At 68.1% G+C, this 16,361-nt stretch carries 14 protein-coding genes; 12 read left to right on the top strand and 2 right to left on the bottom strand.

Annotated features, from left to right (window positions below; translation table 11 throughout):
* The first annotated feature begins 275 nt into the window (after positions 1-275).
* The 6 genes from ABD437_RS11635 (at position 276) to purB (ending at position 8,485) form a co-directional block, all read left to right on the top strand.
* Entirely contained in the window at positions 276-1,928 is a 1,653-nt protein-coding gene (locus ABD437_RS11635) for a glycosyltransferase family 2 protein (RefSeq protein ID WP_344648797.1), read from the top strand.
* 21 nt (positions 1,929-1,949) lie between these two features.
* Entirely contained in the window at positions 1,950-2,978 is a 1,029-nt protein-coding gene (gene galE, locus ABD437_RS11630; protein ID WP_344648796.1) for a UDP-glucose 4-epimerase GalE, read from the top strand.
* 37 nt (positions 2,979-3,015) lie between these two features.
* The gene (locus ABD437_RS11625) at positions 3,016-4,317 is read left to right on the top strand and encodes a UDP-glucose dehydrogenase family protein (protein ID WP_344648795.1); all 1,302 of its coding nucleotides are present in this window, start codon (positions 3,016-3,018) and stop codon (positions 4,315-4,317) included.
* 184 nt (positions 4,318-4,501) lie between these two features.
* On the top strand, positions 4,502-6,082 hold the full coding sequence (locus tag ABD437_RS11620; RefSeq protein WP_344648794.1) for a right-handed parallel beta-helix repeat-containing protein: 1,581 nt from the start codon (positions 4,502-4,504) through the stop codon (positions 6,080-6,082).
* A 43-nt stretch (positions 6,083-6,125) separates the two neighbouring features.
* Positions 6,126-7,052 (top strand): zinc-binding dehydrogenase, encoded by a 927-nt coding sequence (locus ABD437_RS11615; protein ID WP_344648793.1) that lies wholly within the window; start codon positions 6,126-6,128, stop codon positions 7,050-7,052.
* A gap of 14 nt (positions 7,053-7,066) precedes the next feature.
* Complete coding sequence (gene purB, locus ABD437_RS11610; protein WP_344648792.1) at positions 7,067-8,485, top strand: adenylosuccinate lyase; 1,419 nt, start codon at positions 7,067-7,069, stop codon at positions 8,483-8,485.
* Here purB and ABD437_RS11605 read toward each other — a convergent pair.
* Entirely contained in the window at positions 8,482-8,700 is a 219-nt protein-coding gene (locus tag ABD437_RS11605) for a hypothetical protein (protein WP_344648791.1), read from the bottom strand. The two genes, purB and ABD437_RS11605, sit on opposite strands and share 4 nt — an antisense overlap.
* Before the next feature lie 101 nt (positions 8,701-8,801).
* Positions 8,802-9,035, bottom strand: coding sequence for a hypothetical protein (locus ABD437_RS11600; protein WP_344648790.1), 234 nt, complete (start codon positions 9,033-9,035; stop codon positions 8,802-8,804).
* Positions 9,036-9,417: 382 nt separating this feature from the next.
* On the opposite strand from ABD437_RS11600, the gene ABD437_RS11595 reads away from it, so the two are divergent.
* The 6 genes from ABD437_RS11595 (at position 9,418) to ABD437_RS11570 (ending at position 16,338) form a co-directional block, all read left to right on the top strand.
* Positions 9,418-9,648 carry a hypothetical protein gene (locus ABD437_RS11595; RefSeq protein WP_344648789.1) on the top strand — a complete coding sequence of 77 codons (231 nt, stop codon included), beginning with the start codon at positions 9,418-9,420 and terminating at the stop codon, positions 9,646-9,648.
* Between the two features lie 129 nt (positions 9,649-9,777).
* Positions 9,778-10,617 (top strand): helix-turn-helix domain-containing protein, encoded by an 840-nt coding sequence (locus ABD437_RS11590; RefSeq protein WP_344648788.1) that lies wholly within the window; start codon positions 9,778-9,780, stop codon positions 10,615-10,617.
* Positions 10,618-10,852: 235 nt separating this feature from the next.
* Complete coding sequence (locus ABD437_RS11585; RefSeq protein WP_344648787.1) at positions 10,853-12,508, top strand: branched-chain amino acid ABC transporter substrate-binding protein; 1,656 nt, start codon at positions 10,853-10,855, stop codon at positions 12,506-12,508.
* A 182-nt stretch (positions 12,509-12,690) separates the two neighbouring features.
* A complete protein-coding gene (locus ABD437_RS11580) occupies positions 12,691-13,089 on the top strand; it encodes a hypothetical protein (protein WP_344648786.1) in 399 nt (132 codons plus the stop codon).
* Positions 13,090-13,949: 860 nt separating this feature from the next.
* The gene (locus ABD437_RS11575; protein WP_344648785.1) at positions 13,950-14,996 is read left to right on the top strand and encodes a hypothetical protein; all 1,047 of its coding nucleotides are present in this window, start codon (positions 13,950-13,952) and stop codon (positions 14,994-14,996) included.
* A gap of 721 nt (positions 14,997-15,717) precedes the next feature.
* Positions 15,718-16,338: a hypothetical protein gene (locus ABD437_RS11570; RefSeq protein WP_344648784.1), complete on the top strand. Its 621-nt coding sequence runs from the start codon at positions 15,718-15,720 to the stop codon at positions 16,336-16,338.
* Positions 16,339-16,361 lie beyond the last annotated feature (23 nt).

Here is a 16,361-nt window from a genome sequence, read left to right as displayed (position 1 = left end):
ATTCGGTGTCCACACCATCGAGGCCGCAGCACGAACCCGACCCGGCCGACGCCACCCGCGAGCTCCCGCTGGTAGACGTAACGAATCCGGATCCGTCGGGACCTCGGGTCGGCGTCGGGTGGGGGTCGCTGGACGCCGGGATTTTCGACCTCTCCGGCGGAAAAATCTTGGGCGCGACGGCCAGTGGTCCGAATCTGAGTAATTCTCGGATCTGGCGCCGAAAAATACGACGAAGAACATTTGTCTGGGTGTTGGGTCCTCGGCGGCGCCAGCTGATGCTGTTCCTGACCATCGGTTGGTTCGTGACGTTGATCATGTTCTGGCATTGGTGGCTCGCGCCGCAGCACCGGAATGACTGGTTCGCGTTTTTGGTCAACAGTTCGCTGCTGCTTTACGCCTCGTTGTACCCGGTCCTCCCGATCGTCCGATTCAACAAGATCACGACGGTGAATCCGGACCTCCCGGTCCGGCAGCACCGCGTGGCCTTCTGCGTCACCAAAGCGCCCTCGGAGCCGTGGGTGACGGCGCGCGCGACGCTCGAAGCGATGCTCACCCAGGACTTCCCGTATCGCTACGACGTCTGGCTGTGCGACGAAGATCCGTCCGACGAAGCGGTGGACTGGTGCCATGAACGCGGGGTGCTGGTCTCCACGCGCCGGGGCCAGGCCGAGTACCAGCGCGAGGCCTGGCCGCGGCGAGCGAAGTGCAAGGAAGGCAACCTCGCGTACTTCTATGACCACTACGGTTATCGGGACTACGACGTGGTGAGCCAGCTCGACTGCGACCACGTGCCGAGCCCGACCTACCTGCTGGAGATGGTCCGGCCGTTCACCGATACGTCGGTCGGGTATGTCGCCGCGCCGAGCATCTGCGATTCCAACGCCGATCAGTCCTGGTCCGCTCGGGGACGCCTCAACCGGGAGGCGAACTTCCACGGCGCCTACCAGTCGGGCTGCAACGTCGGCTACGCGCCGTCGTGCATCGGCTCCCACTACGCGGTGCGCACCAAGGCGTTGCGCGAAGTCGGCGGCTTGGGGCCCGAGCTGGCCGAGGACTTCACGACCACCTATCTGCTGAGCGCGGCGGGCTGGCAGGGGGCGTTCGCCCTGAACGCCGAGGCGCACGGCGAAGGGCCGCCGACGCTGGCGGCGATGCTCACCCAGGAATTCCAGTGGTCCCGCAGCCTGACCACCGTGATGTTGACAATGGCCACGCAGCTGCAGACCATGCGGTGGCGCTTGCGGATCCGGTTCCTGCACGCGTTGATGTACTACCCGGTGCTGGCGTTCACGCTGGCCGGCGGTATGTGCCTGGCGCCGGCCGCCGTCCTCACCGGTCTGCAATGGGTCAATGTTCCCTACCTCGAATTCGTCGTGCGCTTCGGGGCGGTCAACCTCTGGATGATCGGCATAGCGCTCCTGCTCCAGCACAGCGGAGTGCGTCGGCCGACGTCAGCGCCGGTCGTCAGCTGGGAGGAGTGGCTCTACCAACTCGTTCGGTGGCCGTTGATCCTGCGCGGCGTCCTTGCTGCGTTCGCGCAGCGGATCCGGCCCACCCGAATAGAGTTCCGCGTCACTCCCAAGGGCAATGACGGCCTCGAGGTACTGCCGACCGAGTTGCTCCACCCGTTTTACCTGATCAGCCTCGCCATGTCCTCGATCGCGCTCGTGGCGGAATTCGTGCTGAACACGGACTCCTGGGGCTACCTGCTGTTGTGTCTGCTGGCCGCGTCGACGTACACGTTCGTCAGTCTCGTGTTGCCGTTGTTGCACGCGCACGAATCCGCGAAAAGGGCCGGGGTCGAATTCACCCACGCGTTGGGTGCGACGGCGGCCATACCCCTGTTGGTGGCGATCGCATTGATCGTGCCACTCGCGGTGGCGATTGCCGGCTATCCGTACGAGCACCTCCCTCACCTGTTGTACTGACGATCTTCCGAGGATTCACACATGACATTCCCCAAGCTGGTCCTGGTGACCGGTGGTGCCGGTTTCATCGGTAGTCACACTTGCGTCGACCTGTTGGAAAACGGTTACGAGGTAGTGATCGTCGACGACTTTTCGAACAGTTCACCGCAGGTCCTCGCTCGTATCGAGCAGGCGTCAGGTCGCTCGATCGCCGCCTTCTACCGTGGTGACCTGCGTGCTCCCGGACTCGTCGACCACATCTTCCGCAGCCACGACATCGGCGCGGTGGTCCACTTCGCCGCCAAAAAGGCCGTCGGTGAGTCGGTGGACATCCCGCTCGAGTACTACGACATCAACGTCAGTGCCACCACCGGCCTGCTGCGAGCAATGCTCGCGCACGGGGTGCACAGGCTGGTGTTCTCGTCGTCGTGCTCCGTCTACGGCCAGACGAACGCGATTCCGCTCGACGAGTCGGAGCCGGCCGCCCCGACCAATCCGTACGCCCGATCGAAGTGGTTCTGCGAGAACATCATCGCGGACGCGTGCCGACGCTACCCCGAGCTGACCGCGGTGGCGCTCCGCTATTTCAACCCGATCGGTGCCCATGAATCCGGGCTGCTGGGAGAGGATCCGCAGGGCGTCCCGAACAACGTCCTGCCGTTCATGATTCAGGTGGCGGCGGGGCTCCGCCCCGAACTGCAGGTCTTCGGCGCCGACTACCCGACCGAGGACGGCACCTGCGTCCGCGACTACATCCACGTGATGGACGTCGCCGACGGGCACCGCATCGCACTGGAGAACATCGGCGACCGCGGCGGCATGCGGGTCTTCAACCTCGGTACCGGCGTCGGTACCTCGGTGCTCGGGCTCATCCGCGCATTCGAGGAGGTCTGCGGGGTGTCGGTCCCCGCCCGGATCGTCGGTCGCCGCGAGGGTGACGTGCCGCAACTCGTCGCGGACGCCCGAGCGGTAGCCCAGGCGTGGGGCTGGCGTACGAACCGCGACCTGGCCGCCATGGTGCGGGACGCGTGGGACTTCCAGCTCCGGCAGGCCCCGCAGCCCGTGGCGTGAGCTCCGATCCGCACGACGAATAAGCGAAAGGTTGAACATGCGACTCACTGTCATCGGTACCGGATACCTGGGAGCGGTGCACGCCGCCTGCATGGCCGAGATCGGGCACGAAGTGCTCGGCGTCGACGTGGACGAAGCCAAGATCGCCGCGCTGGCCGAGGGGCAGGCGCCGTTCTACGAGCCGGGCTTTCCCGAAGTGCTCACCCGGAACCTGGAGAACGGCCGGCTGCGGTTCTCGACGTCGCTCGCTGACGCGGCCGCGTTCGGTGACGTCCACTTCATCTGCGTCGGGACTCCTCAGCTGCCCGGGTCGGACGCGGCCGACCTGCGTCACGTGGACGCCGTGGTCGAAGGCCTCGGGCCGCACCTGCGGGCGGGTGCCCTGGTCGTCGGGAAATCGACGGTGCCGGTCGGAACCGCCTCCCGGCTCGCCGCACGCCTCCGCGAGTTCGGCGACGTCCAGTTGGCCTGGAACCCGGAGTTCCTCCGGGAGGGCTTCGCGGTGGAGGACACCCTGCGCCCGGACCGGTTGGTGGTGGGCTCCACCGACCCGCGCTCCGAGCAGACGCTTCGTCACGTTTACGCGACGATGCTCAACGACCTGACACCGTGGGTCGGCACGGACCTGGCCACCGCCGAACTGGTGAAGGTCGCGGCGAACTCATTCCTGGCCACCAAGATCTCGTTCATCAACGCGATGGCGGAGATCTGTGAGGCCACCGGCGGTGACGTGACCACGCTGGCCCGCGCGATCGGGTACGACACGCGCATCGGCGAGCGGTTCCTCCGCGCCGGCGTCGGTTTCGGCGGTGGATGTCTGCCCAAGGACATCCGCGCGTTCCGGGCCCGTGCCGCGGAGCTCGGGTGCGACGAGTCCGTACGGTTCCTGGCCGACGTGGACGCGATCAACCTGCGTCGTCGTGTCAAGGTCGTGCAGCTCGTGCGGGAAGCGGTCGGCGGTTCACTCGCCGACCGGAGCGTCGCCGTGCTCGGGGCCACGTTCAAGCCCGACAGCGACGACGTGCGTGACTCGCCGGCGCTGGCCGTGGCCGCTGCGCTGCACGGCGAGGGTGCGCGGGTCACCGTGCACGACCCGCGTGGGCTGGACAATGCTCGCGCGGCCCGCCCGGAGTTGGACTACTCGCCCGGGGCGGAGAAGGCCTGCGAGGGCGCGGACGTGGTCGTGCACCTCACCGAGTGGCCGGAGTACCTCGAGCTCGACCCCGCCGAGCTGGCCGACGTCGTCGCGGCGCCGGTGCTCGTGGAGGGACGCCACACGATCGACCTCGCCGCCTGGCGATCGGCCGGATGGGAGGTTCACGCGCTCGGCCGACCGTAGCTGCAGTATGCACTGCTGTTAACTCCTATTGCTACTATCTGCACTAATTGTCGATTAACGGCAATTCGGGCGATTAGTAGCGTTCTTCCCCCGCCGCTGGTCGCGTCGCGGATCGGGGGCAACCATGCGGAGTTCAGTTCGTGCGAACCGCCTTTTGACAGTGTCTTTCCTGATTGTGGGCGTGATGACGACGGGAAGTCTCCCGGCCGAGCCGGCGTCGGCGGCGGGACAGGTGTACTACGTCAGCCCGACCGGTTCGGACCAGGCCAACGGCCTGAGTGCCGGAACGGCGTGGCGGACGCTCAACCGGGCCAACCAGCAGACGTTCCGGCCAGGAGATCAACTCCTCCTGGCCGGGGGGTCTCGCTTCATCGGCCCGCTCCGGCTCGGAGTCGGAGACTCGGGTACGGCGCAGGATCCGCTCACCGTCTCCTCGTACGGCACCGGGCGCGCCACGGTCGCCGGGGAGGGCACCGAGGCGATCGTGGTGTACAACGCCGCCAACGTGTCGATCCGGGACTTGGTCCTGGTCGGATCCGCGTCGTCCTACCAGGCGTTCAGCGGTATCTCGGCGTACTCCGACCAGCCATCGGCGCGGGTGGCTCGGCTCCGGGTGTCAGGCGTCGACGTGAGCGGCTTCAAGGAAGGGATCGCGATCGGGGGCCGCTATGCGGGTGCGGGCTTCGAGGACGTGCTGATCGAGGGCGTCTCGACGCACGACAACCGGGACGCCGGAATCCTCACGTACGGTCCGTCCTTCGACGCGGTGACTCCCCGCTACGCGCACGCCGGGGTCCGCGTCACCGGGGTGACGGCCTACCGCAACCTCGGCAATCGCGCGAACCTGACCTCGAACAGCGGCAGCGGAATCGTGCTCGGCAGCGTCGAGGGAGGAACGATCGAGGACTCCACGGCCTACGACAACGGCGCGGCGTGCGTCGCACCGGAGGGGCCGGTCGGGATCTGGGCCTACGACTCGCGGGACATCGTGATCCAGCGGAACCTCTCCTACCGCAACCGCAGCGGCGGATCCGCGGACGGCGGCGGCTTCGACCTCGATCAGAACGTGCGTTCGTCGGTGCTCCAGTACAACCTGTCGTACCAGAACGACGGCCCCGGTCTGATGGTCTTCACCGCGCAGCCCAACGATGCCACCACCGGGAACGTCGTCCGATTCAACATCAGCGTCGACGACGCCACCGGGCGGGGCCAGTACGGAGCGATCACGGTGGCCGGGCGGATCACGGCCACCACGTTCCACCACAACACGGTGGTCATCGGTGCGCTCGGCCCGGCCCGTCAGCCGGTCGTGAAGCTCGGAGAAGGCTTCCGAGGGCTGAACTTCAGTAACAACATCCTGGTCTCGCTCGGCGAAGGGCTGGTCGTCGCGGCGATGGACACGACCCCGGCTCAGGCGTTCTTCACCGGGAACGCCTACTACCGGTCCGCGGGTGGACTGCTGTGGGCCTGGGGCCGAAACTCCTACGACAACTTGGCGGCCTGGCGAACGGGCGCCGGCCAGGAAGTGGCCGCCGGAGCGGCGACCGGCTTCGTCGGGGATCCGGTGCTGGCCGGGCTGCGGACCGCGCCGACGATCACCGCGGCCTCGCAGTTGCGCACCGTCGTCCAGTACCTCCCCGGGGAAAACTCGCCGGTCTCGCGCGTCGCCGTCACCAACACGACGGCGGACACCACCGCCTCCACCGACTTCTTCGGCCGGACCACGACGGAGCCGTGGCGATGGGCCGGCGCGGCTCGTCCGTGACGAGCTTGACCTCAACGAAGGTTGAGGTTGCAGGATTCGCGGCATGCGCGCGATCCAGCTGACCCGCTTCGGTGCTCCCTCGGTTCTGGTCCCCGTCGAGCTGCCCGATCCCCGCCCTACTGGGAACCAGGTCCTGATCGACGTCGAAGCCGTGAGCATTTCGTTCGTCGAGACGCAGATCCGGGCCGGTCGGCCACCAGGCCCGTTTCCCCGGCCCGAGCCGCCGTTCGTGCCGGGCAACGGGGTCGGCGGGGTGGTGAGCGCGGTCGGCCCGGGCGCGGACGAGGGCCTGATCGGGCGCCGGGTGTTCGGCACCACCGGCGGCCGCGGCGGCTACGCGTCGAAGGCCGCGGTGAACGTCGCCGACGTGGTGCCGATCCCCGACGAGCTGTCGACCCCCGACGCCGTCGGGCTGGCCACCGACGGGCGGACCGCGGTGGGGCTGTTCCGGCTCGCCGCACCGGTCGCCGGCGAATGGGTGCTGGTGGAGGCGGCAGCCGGCGGCCTCGGGAGCCTGCTGGTGCAGCTCGCCCTCGGGGTCGGGGCGAACGTGATCGGCGCGGTGGGCAACCGCCGCAAGGCGGACGTCGTCAGCGACGGAGCCTCGACCGTGGAGTACGACGAGCCGGGCTGGGCGGATCGGGTCCGTGAGCTGAGCGGAGGGCTCGACCTGGTTTTCGACGGCGTGGGCGGGGAGATCGGGGCGACGGCAGCCGGACTGGTGAAGCCGGGCGGGCGCTTCGTGATCCACGGCGGTGCCGGCGGGAGCATGACCGATCCGGCGTCGGTGCCCGGGCGCGTGCTCACTCTGCGGGACGTGACGGGAACCGTCCCCGAACTGGCCGCGGCGGCCCTCGCTTCGGGGCTGAAGCCGCTGATCGGGCAGGTGTTCCCACTCGAGCGGGCCGCCGAGGCGCACGCCGCGATCGAGGCTCGGGCCACCGTCGGGAAGACGCTGCTTCTCGTGTGAGCGAAGATGGGTGGGTGATCCCGAATGTTCTCGCCGCCCGTTACGCCTCGCCCGAGCTGACCCAGATCTGGTCGCCCGAGCACAAGATCGTGCTGGAGCGACAGCTCTGGATCGCGGTGCTCAAGGCGCAGCGTGAGCTGGGCGTGCCGGTCCCCGATGGTGTCGTCGAGGCGTACGAGGCCGTCGTGGACGACGTCGACCTGGCGTCGATCGCCGCGCGTGAACGTGTGACCAGGCACGACGTGAAGGCGCGCATCGAGGAGTTCTCGGCGCTCGCCGGCCACGAGCACATTCACAAGGGGATGACCTCCCGTGACCTCACCGAGAACGTCGAGCAGCTGCAGGTCCGGGCCTCGCTGGAGCTGATCCGCGACCGGGTGGTGTCGTCGCTGGTGCGGCTCGCGGCGCGGGCGGTCGAGTTCGACGCGCTCGTGCTCACCGGCCGCTCGCACAACGTGCCGGCCCAGGCGACGCTGCTCGGCAAGCGGTTCGCCTCGGCTGCCGAGGAGCAGCTGCTGGCGTACGAGCGGCTCTCCGAACTGCTCGACCGGTACCCGCTCCGGGGCATCAAGGGCCCGGTCGGCACCGCGGCGGACCAGCTGGACCTGCTCGGTGGTGACCCGTTGAAGCTCGCGGCGCTGGAGGAGGCCGTCGCCCGGCACCTCGGGTTCGCGCGGGTGTTCACCAGCGTCGGCCAGGTGTACCCGCGGTCGCTCGACTTCGACGCGGTGTCGTCGCTGGTGGTGGCGGCCGCCGGGCCGTCGAGCCTGGCGACGACGATCCGGCTGATGGCCGGTCAGGAGCTGGTCACCGAGGGGTTCAAGGCCGGGCAGGTCGGGTCGTCGGCGATGCCGCACAAGATGAACACCCGTTCCTGCGAGCGGGTGAACGGGCTCGCGGTGATCATTCGCGGGTACGCGTCGATGACCGGTGAGCTGGCCGGGAACCAGTGGAACGAGGGGGACGTGTTCTGCAGCGTCGTCCGGCGGGTCGCGCTGCCGGATGCGTTCTTCGCCGCCGACGGCCTGTTCCAGACGTTCCTCACCGTGCTGACCGAGTTCGGGGCGTACCCGGCGGTGGTCCAGCGTGAGCTCGACCGGTACCTGCCGTTCCTGGCGACGACGAAGGTGTTGGTCGCCGCGGTGCAGCGGGGAGTGGGGCGCGAGGTGGCGCACGAGGCGATCAAGGAGCACGCGGTCGCGGTGGCGCTGGAGATGCGGGAGAAGGGCATCGAGCGCAACGACCTGCTGGACCGGCTGGCTTCCGACGAGCGGTTGCGGCTCGACGCCGCGACCGTCGCGTCGCTGGTGGCGGACCCCTCGTCGTTCACCGGGGCCGCGTCGGCGCAGGTCGCCGAGGTGGCCCGGCGGGTGGGCGAGGTCGCTGCCCGTCATCCGAAGGCCGCGCTCTACACCCCGGGCGACATTCTTTAGGGACTCTTGACGGCGTCGAGGGCCCAGCGCATGCGGGGGACGGCCGTCTCGGGGTGGTCGCCGAACTCCGCGGCCAGGCGCTGAGCGCACCCGTCGGGCCCGCCGAACCGCTCCAGGCTGGCCTCGATCGCCGCGTCCAACCGGGCGCCGGTGCAGTCCTCGGACGGCTGCACCGCGCTGACGAACAGCGCTTCGGCCTTGACGGTGAGCGTCATGATCTTCCCCCTGACCTCGCCTCCCCCGAGGCGACACAGCAACCGTGCGACCGCGGAGGAGCGCCGTCGGTCGCGCGACGGGTGCTGTTCGGGTGCCGGACTCAGCCGACCGCTCGTCCGCTCCCGGACCAGCGTTCCTCCAGCGGGGGCGGCGGGCCGTCGGTCGCGGCACGCATCATCTCGACGCCGTTGCGGTAGGCCGCGCACTCCCAGTTCGTGTGACAGATCGGGCATTCGGCTGATCCGTCCGCAGGCAGGTGAGCCGTCCTGAGCTCGTAGCCGGCGAGCCAGAGTTCGGCGTCGCCCGCGTCGGACGGCGGGAGAGGCAAACTCACTCCGACGTCCGGCAGCCGCTCGACGGGTGCGGTGGACGCGGCCCCGCCGGCCGCGGGCGCCCCGGACGCGGTCGGGTCGTGCTGTCACCGTGCGGCCGCGACTGAACGCCGTCCCTGGCTGTGCGTGGCATGCGCCCTCCGATCGCCTTCACCGGGGAACTCACGGTGACGGAGCATGGGGGCGCCTCGCGACATCCTTGGCGGTCGGCGCCCATCTCCGAGGATGACTGCTTTCGCCACTGAAGTTCAAGAAATTGCGAGAAATAGCTTCGAAGTACCCCGTGCGGGGTTGGGATTTTCTCCGCTTTTAGCAACCATTTGTGTGCTCAGTGCTGTGCCGCATGGTGCTGAGCAGTTCAGAGTGGACCCGGGGGGATAAATCATGAAGCTGACATTCCGCGGCACCAACAGTTCGTACGGCTCCTGTCCGTCGGTCTACGAGACCGATCGCGGCACCCTGGTGGTCCAGGGCTGGCGGGTCACCGACGCGGAGGCCATCGCGGCGCTGTCCGAGCGGGGCCTGCCGGCGCACGAGACGGCGGTCGAGATCCCGCTGGAGCTGCTCGGGTACTTCCCGGCTGACCGCGATTTGGGGTCTTCTCCGACTCGCTGATGATGCGGGAGTCGACTCCTGTGACGGGAATAGACCACTGAGGACAGTCAGGTCCCGGAAGGCGGTGGTCGGTGTCCGAGCGGCCGGACCCGGCCCGTTACCCTCGTGCCGGGAGGGAAGACCGGTTCCGTGGCCAAGCCTCATGACGCCTTGCGCGTCTTCGGATTGCAACTGCGCCAAGTGCGCGAAGACGCCGGCCTGACCGGTCGAGCGGTCGCGGACCGCACCGGCTGGCCGCACTCCAAGGTGTCCAAGTTGGAGCGTGGCCAGCAGACCGCGACCGTCTCCGACGTCGACGCCTGGGTGCAGGCGACCGGGGCCGGGTCCGACGACGCCGAGCGGCTGCAGGGTGCCCTCCGCAAAGCGCGCACCGAGTACACCGAGTGGCGGCAACGCTTGTCGACCGGCACCCGGGCGCGCCAGCTCCAGCGGCGTGACGCCGAAGCCGAAGCCACCCTGATCCGCGCGTTCGAACCCGGGGTTCTGCCCGGGCTGCTCCAGACCGCGGATTACGCCCGCGCCGTTTTCCAGGGCCTCGTCAGTACCTACCAAATCTCTGACGACGTCGAGGACGGCGTGCGCGCGCGGCTGAGCCGGCAGGAGCTCCTTCTCCAGCCCGGACGGCGATATCACTTCGTCCTGGCGGAAACGGCGCTCTATTGCCGGATAGCGGATTCGGCCACGATGCGAGCGCAATTGGAACGTTTACTCGCGGTGGCCCGAATTCCGGCAGTGGACCTCGCGGTGGTGCCGCTGGGAGCGCGGTGGCCGGTGGGACCGCTGAACGGATTCTGGATCTTCGACCGGGATTACGCGCTGGTGGAGACGCTGGGCGCCGAGCTGACGCTCCGCGAGCCCGACGAGATCGCGGTCTACGAGCGCATCTTCGAGGCGTTCTCCCGCCTGGCCGTCCGCGGTTCGGCCGTCTCGGATCTGATCCTCGGTGCAACCCGTCGGTACGCAGGGTGACCTCGGAATCCTGCTATTCGGCCGCCGTCACCCCGGTGCGTCGCGCGAGTAGCAGGCGGTACGTATTCTGGGCGCTTCTCGGGAGAACGAAAGCTTCCGAGTGACTTCAGTGTGACCACGGGGAACGGTGATGACCCAGTATTCGGCCGGCGGCGGCCAACCGAGCGAAGGCGAGCATCCCGGCGGAGAACCTGGCTGGACGCTCCCACCGGAGCAATCGCCGACCGGGCCTCCGATGCCCGGTCAGTCGTCGGGGCCACCGCAGAGCGACTTATCGGCCGGGCAGTATCCGCCCTCGTACGGGCAGGAGTACGGGCAGCAGTACTCCCAGCCCCAGTACGGGCAGCCGCAGCAGTACTCGCAGCCCCAGGAATACGGGCAGTACTCCCCACCGCAGTACGGGCAGCCGCAGCAGTACGGGCAGCAGTACCCGCCGGAGTACGGGCAGGCCCAGTACGGGCAGCCCCAGGAGTACGGGCAGCCCCAGTACGGCCAGCCCCAGGAGTACGGGCAGGCCCAGTACGGCCAGTCCGAGTACGGCCAGCCCCAGGAGTACGGCCAGCCCCAGGAGTACGGCCAGCCCCAGTACGGCCAGCCCGAGTACGGCCAGCCGCAGTACGGGCAGCCCCAGGAGTACGGGCAGTACGACCAGCACGCCGCTTACGGGCAGGAGTACGCTGCCGCGCCACCGCCGGCCCCGCCGGAAAAGAAGCGCTCGGTCGTCGGCATCGCGCTCGTCGTCGTACTGGCGTTGGTCGTTGTCGGTGGTGGTGGCGGTGCCGCCTGGTACTTCACGAAGGACGACGGCGGCAAGGCCGACACGGCCACGGCGCCGGCCGACGCGAAGAAGGGCTGCGCCAGCGGCACGCTCGCGGTCGTCGGTGACACCGGCGGCTCCTCGGACGACCCCGGCGAGGCCGCAGTGGCGATGACGACGCTCGCGGCCGAGGAGTACAACGCCAAGAACCCGGAGTGCACGGTCGCGGTGCGCGAGTTCGACAGCGGCGGTGAGGAAGGCAAGGCGAAGATCCTGGCCGACAAGATCATTAAGGACAAGTCGATCCTCGGGGTGATCGGGCCGATGTACTCGAAGGAGGCCATCGCCGCGTCGCCGCTGTTCGACAAGGCCGGCCTGCCGATGGTGAACCCGTCGACGTCGACGGTGTCGCTGGGCGAGATGGGCATGAAGTTCTTCCACCGCACGGTGGGCACGGACGGCGACTCCGGCGTCGCGATGGCGAAGTACATCAAGGGCGCCGACCCGGCCGCGAAGGTCTACGTCGTCGACGACGGGACGCAGTACCCGAAGGCGATGGTGGCCACCGCGAAGAAGGAGCTGGGCGACCTGGTCGTCGGCACCTCGACCGTGAAGACCGGCCAGACCGACTTCACGTTGCTCGCCTCGTCGATCGTCGAGGCCGACGCCACCGTGGTCGCGTTCGCCGGGTTCGCCCCGGAGGGTGCGGGCATCCGGAACGCGGTCACCGCGGCCGGCGGCAAGGACATCGACCTCGTCGGCGGCCCCGGCATGATCGACAGCGCCTACGTGACCGCGACCGTGGACACCGGCCAGGACACCGTCGTCGTCTGCGCGTGCACTCCCGGCGCCGGCCTGTCGGACGAGTTCAAGAAGCGGGTCGAGGACAAGACGACGACCCGACCGAACCTCTACGTCGGCGAGATGTACGACGCCGCTTCCGCGTTCATGGCGGCGTTCGCGGCCGGCAACAAGACCCGCGCCGACGTCAACAAGTTCCTCGGTACGTACTCGGCCCGCGGGGTGACCGGCCAGATCGCATTCGACGAGAAGGGCGAACTCAAGGACACGCCGCCCGAGTGGTACTTCGTCGTCGGCAACGACGGCTTCCTCGGAAAGAGCCGCATCCAGTAGTGGGTTCTTCTCACTCGTCGTAAGGGTGACATTCGTTTCATCGGCGCCGCGTCCCCAGGTGGGACGCGGCGCGATCTCGTGGGGTAAAGATCCAGTAAACATGCCCCCACGGAGGGCTAGTTGACCCATCAATAAGCGTCATGCGACGAGCGAACACGAAGCGTTCCATCGGGGTTACCGGCATGCTGGCGGCCGGCCTGGCCGCGGTGGGCGCGGTGTGCTGCGTCTGGTCGTGGATGGCGTACACGTACCTGTTCGGGACCGCGGTGTCGGTGAGCATCGGGGACGAGTGCCTCGGGAAGTACCAGAGCGGCACGACCGAGACCATCGAGTGCTGGGACGCGAGTTGGCCGGACGGCGGCACCGAGCACTTCGGGTCGCTCGTCGACTACCGGCAGGGCGGCGGGGCGTTCGAGTACGACATGATCGCGGCCCGTGCCGTCGGCGACACGGCGCGAACCGAGCCGGCGGCCCTGCCGAACATGGCCGGTCTGGTGGGACCGGGTTTGCTCGTCGTCGCCGTGGGGCTCTTCGTCGTCGGCCGGCGCGGTGCGAAGCGCCGGGCTCCCACGTATTACTGAACCGGCTGCACTAAAAAGATCATCGTAGGGCGCTTGTCAGGATTGCTCTTTCCCGTACCATCCGGAATGGTGATCCGATTCTGCCTTCCGTGAATGGATTCTCGCTGCGCAAGGTGTGATCAATTTGCTGATCACTATTCGTTGAGGAATGCGACGACGGCTGGGCCGAATCGCCGACGGGTCACACCGGTTCGCAAGAATTCGCGCGAAGGAGATGACCGGACCGATGGCATTCTTGAAGCGTTCAGTCACGACGGGCCTGGTGGTCGTCGCTATTTCGCTCGCGACCGCAGGGTCGTCGCAGGCCGAGTCGGGACGGGCCTGTGACGTGACGGTCCGGGCCCAGAGCGGGGCTGGTAACCAGGTGATCCAGGGCGACGTGAGTGGCGTCGGCAACGGTCGGGGCGTCACCGTCACAGAGCAGTGCCGACCTGTGGTCGCCCCGAAGAACGTACCCCCAGCAGCGAAAAGGCCCGTCGTGTCGCGCGAGTGCCGACACCTGCGCCCCGCTTATGTGGCTCGGTGCGAGTGGCATCTGAAGCGACTGCGTGACGCGCGCAGGCTCGTCGTCGAAGGGCTGTCGCCGAGGTAATCGGATCGTGATGGATTGTCTGATTTAGTCGTACTTGACGGGGTTGCGAACTAACCACAGGTCTGTCAATGTTCGTCGCGACTTCCTCGCAGGTAAGTCATCGCACTACGGGCATTGGCCATCCCGCGAATGAATCATGTCCTGGCCTGACCCCGCATCGGCGTTTTCACCACGCCCCGGTCCGGCCGCGGGTTGCTCACCCTGTGCTGCTTCAGTCATCCATCCATTTCCATTTCTTCGTATGGAAAGAATTCGGGGGATTTCCTTCATGAACACCTGGGTCCGCAAAGGACTGGCCGTCAGCGCGATCGCGGCCGGAATCGTTGCCGCGTCCGCTGCCACCGCACAGGCGGCGTGCAACCCGAACACCGAGCTCTGCACCGCGACAGGCTCGGGTGGCTCGAACAACGGCGGTACCGGATCGGCGTCGAACTCGGCCAACGGTGGCGGGATCGAGGTACGTGACGCTGGCAACGAGGGTGTCATCACGACCGGCAACGGCGGCAACGAGAACTACGCCGGCCGTAACCCGTTCACCGGTCGGGTGAGGGTGGGCCAGGACACGACTCGTTCGTACAACGGTGGATCCGTCGAGGTCGGTGACGATTTCGACGGCTCGGCGCGCACCGGCAACGGGGGTAGCCGTAACCAGTCCGGCGGGACCGTCGAAGACACCGCCAACGGCGGCTCGGTGCGGGTGGGCGACGACCTCCGCGGCCGGACCACCACCGGCAACGGCGGCAACGGGAACTGGGTCGGCGACGACACGGACAACTTCGCCAACGGTGGGTCGGTGAGTGTCCGCGAGGACCTCAACGGGACGGCGCGGACCGGCAACGGTGGCTCCGAGAACGACGTCCACGAGGACGCGACCAACTCCGCCAACGGTGGATCGGTCCGTACCGGGGGCACCCTCGACGGCCTGGCCGAGACCGGTAACGGCGGGTGGCGCAACAGCGTCCGCGAAGACGCGACCAACTCGTTCAACGGTGGCTCGGTCGGCGTCGGTGACGACCTCGACGGCGCCGCGCGGACCGGGAACGGCGGCAGCTACAACGACATCCGGGAAGACGCTGTCAACACCGGCAACGGTGGCTCGATCGCGGTTCGTGACGACCTGCACGGCGACGCCCACACCGGCAACGGCGGCAGCGGGAACCGTGCGGACGACTCGACGAACTCGTTCAACGGCGGCAGCATCACGGCCGGTAACGACCTGAACGGCACCCACACCACCGGCAACGGCGGAAACGGCAACACCTTCGGTGGCAACGCCACCAACGCCGGCAACGGCGGCAGCGCCCGCTTCCACTGAGTGGAGAACGGCGTCTCCCGGGCCGGGAAGTGACCGGGAGACGCCGGGTCGAGAGGGCCGGGTCGTACCGCGGTCCGAGCCCTCTCGGCCGATCGGCTTGGTCCTGAGGGACACGGCGTTAGGTTTGGAGGCCGTCCCGTGGTCGGCAAGTGGATTCCCGTCAGCGTTGTCGCCGGGCTCGCGGCGATCGGTATCGCAGGCGTGGCCGGGTCCGGAGCGTCGGCAAACCCGAGCGAGATCCAGCCCTCCACGTCCGCGACACAGCCGTCCGGTCCGCGGACGGCTGACTGCGTTCGCCGGATCCGGGTCCACGTGGGTCAGCCGGGCCGGAACAACCGTTTCGCCGGCGGCAGCACCAACACCGGACAGGCCGGTCAGGTCCGCATCGGCGGCCGCCTCGTCACACCACCGCCAGGTCGATCGACCGTGGCGGTCGTTCGTGTTCCCTGTGCGACGCCCTCCTCGACGCCGACCGGCCGCCCACGAGGCAACTGACAGACCCTGTTCGACCCATTGATGGAAAGTTGGTGCAGTTGTGAAGCCGTGGATTCGTCGTACCGCGGGTGTCGGGCTCTTCGCGGCCGGAATTGTGGCCGTCGGTGCTACCACCGCCCAGGCGGCCGACCGTCCTGATCCCTTCTCCTCGTCACGCCAGTCGTTCGCGGTCGGGAACAACGTCCTGACCGGGCACGGTGGCGACCACGGGCGGGGCACGGGAAATGTGACCGGATCGTATAACGGTGCGCCGTTCAACGGGATCGCGCAGACGTCGGCCACGACCGGGCGGGGCGGTGACGACAACAAGGTCAGGGGGAACATCCGCGATTCCTACAACGGCGGCGAGTTCCGCGGTACCTCCTACGGCAACACCCGGACCGGTCGCGGGGGCAGCGCCAACACGATCACCGGTGATGTGACGGGGTCCTTCAACGGCGGTGCGGCGAACGCGGTCACCTATGGCAACACCACCACCGGCGATGGTGGCAGTGCCAACTACGTCGACGGGAAAGCGACGAACGCGTTCAACGGCGGAGCGTACGACGGCATCACCCACGGCGACCTGCGGACCGGCAACGGCGGTAGCGGTAACGAGGTCGATGGCGCGAACAACTCGTTCAACGGCGGCAAGTACGCCGGGATCGTCTACGGCGACGTCAAGAGCGGTGACGGCGGTCACGACAACGTCGTGAACGGCAACACCAAGGACTCGTTCAACGGCGGAGCCTTCGACGGGTACGTGGGCGGCGACGTCGAGACCGGCTCGGGCGGCAGCAACAACGACGTGAGCGGCAACGTCGACAACTCGTTCAACGGCGGCGGGATCGACGCGACGGAGTTCTGACGGTCGACAGCACCGAAGCGCCC

Source organism: Cryptosporangium japonicum, assembly GCF_039524755.1.
In the GTDB taxonomy this organism is placed as follows: Bacteria; Actinomycetota; Actinomycetes; order Mycobacteriales; family Cryptosporangiaceae; genus Cryptosporangium; species Cryptosporangium japonicum.
The sequence above is the reverse complement of the archived record's forward strand: the minus strand, read 5'-3'. Positions and strand labels throughout refer to the sequence as shown.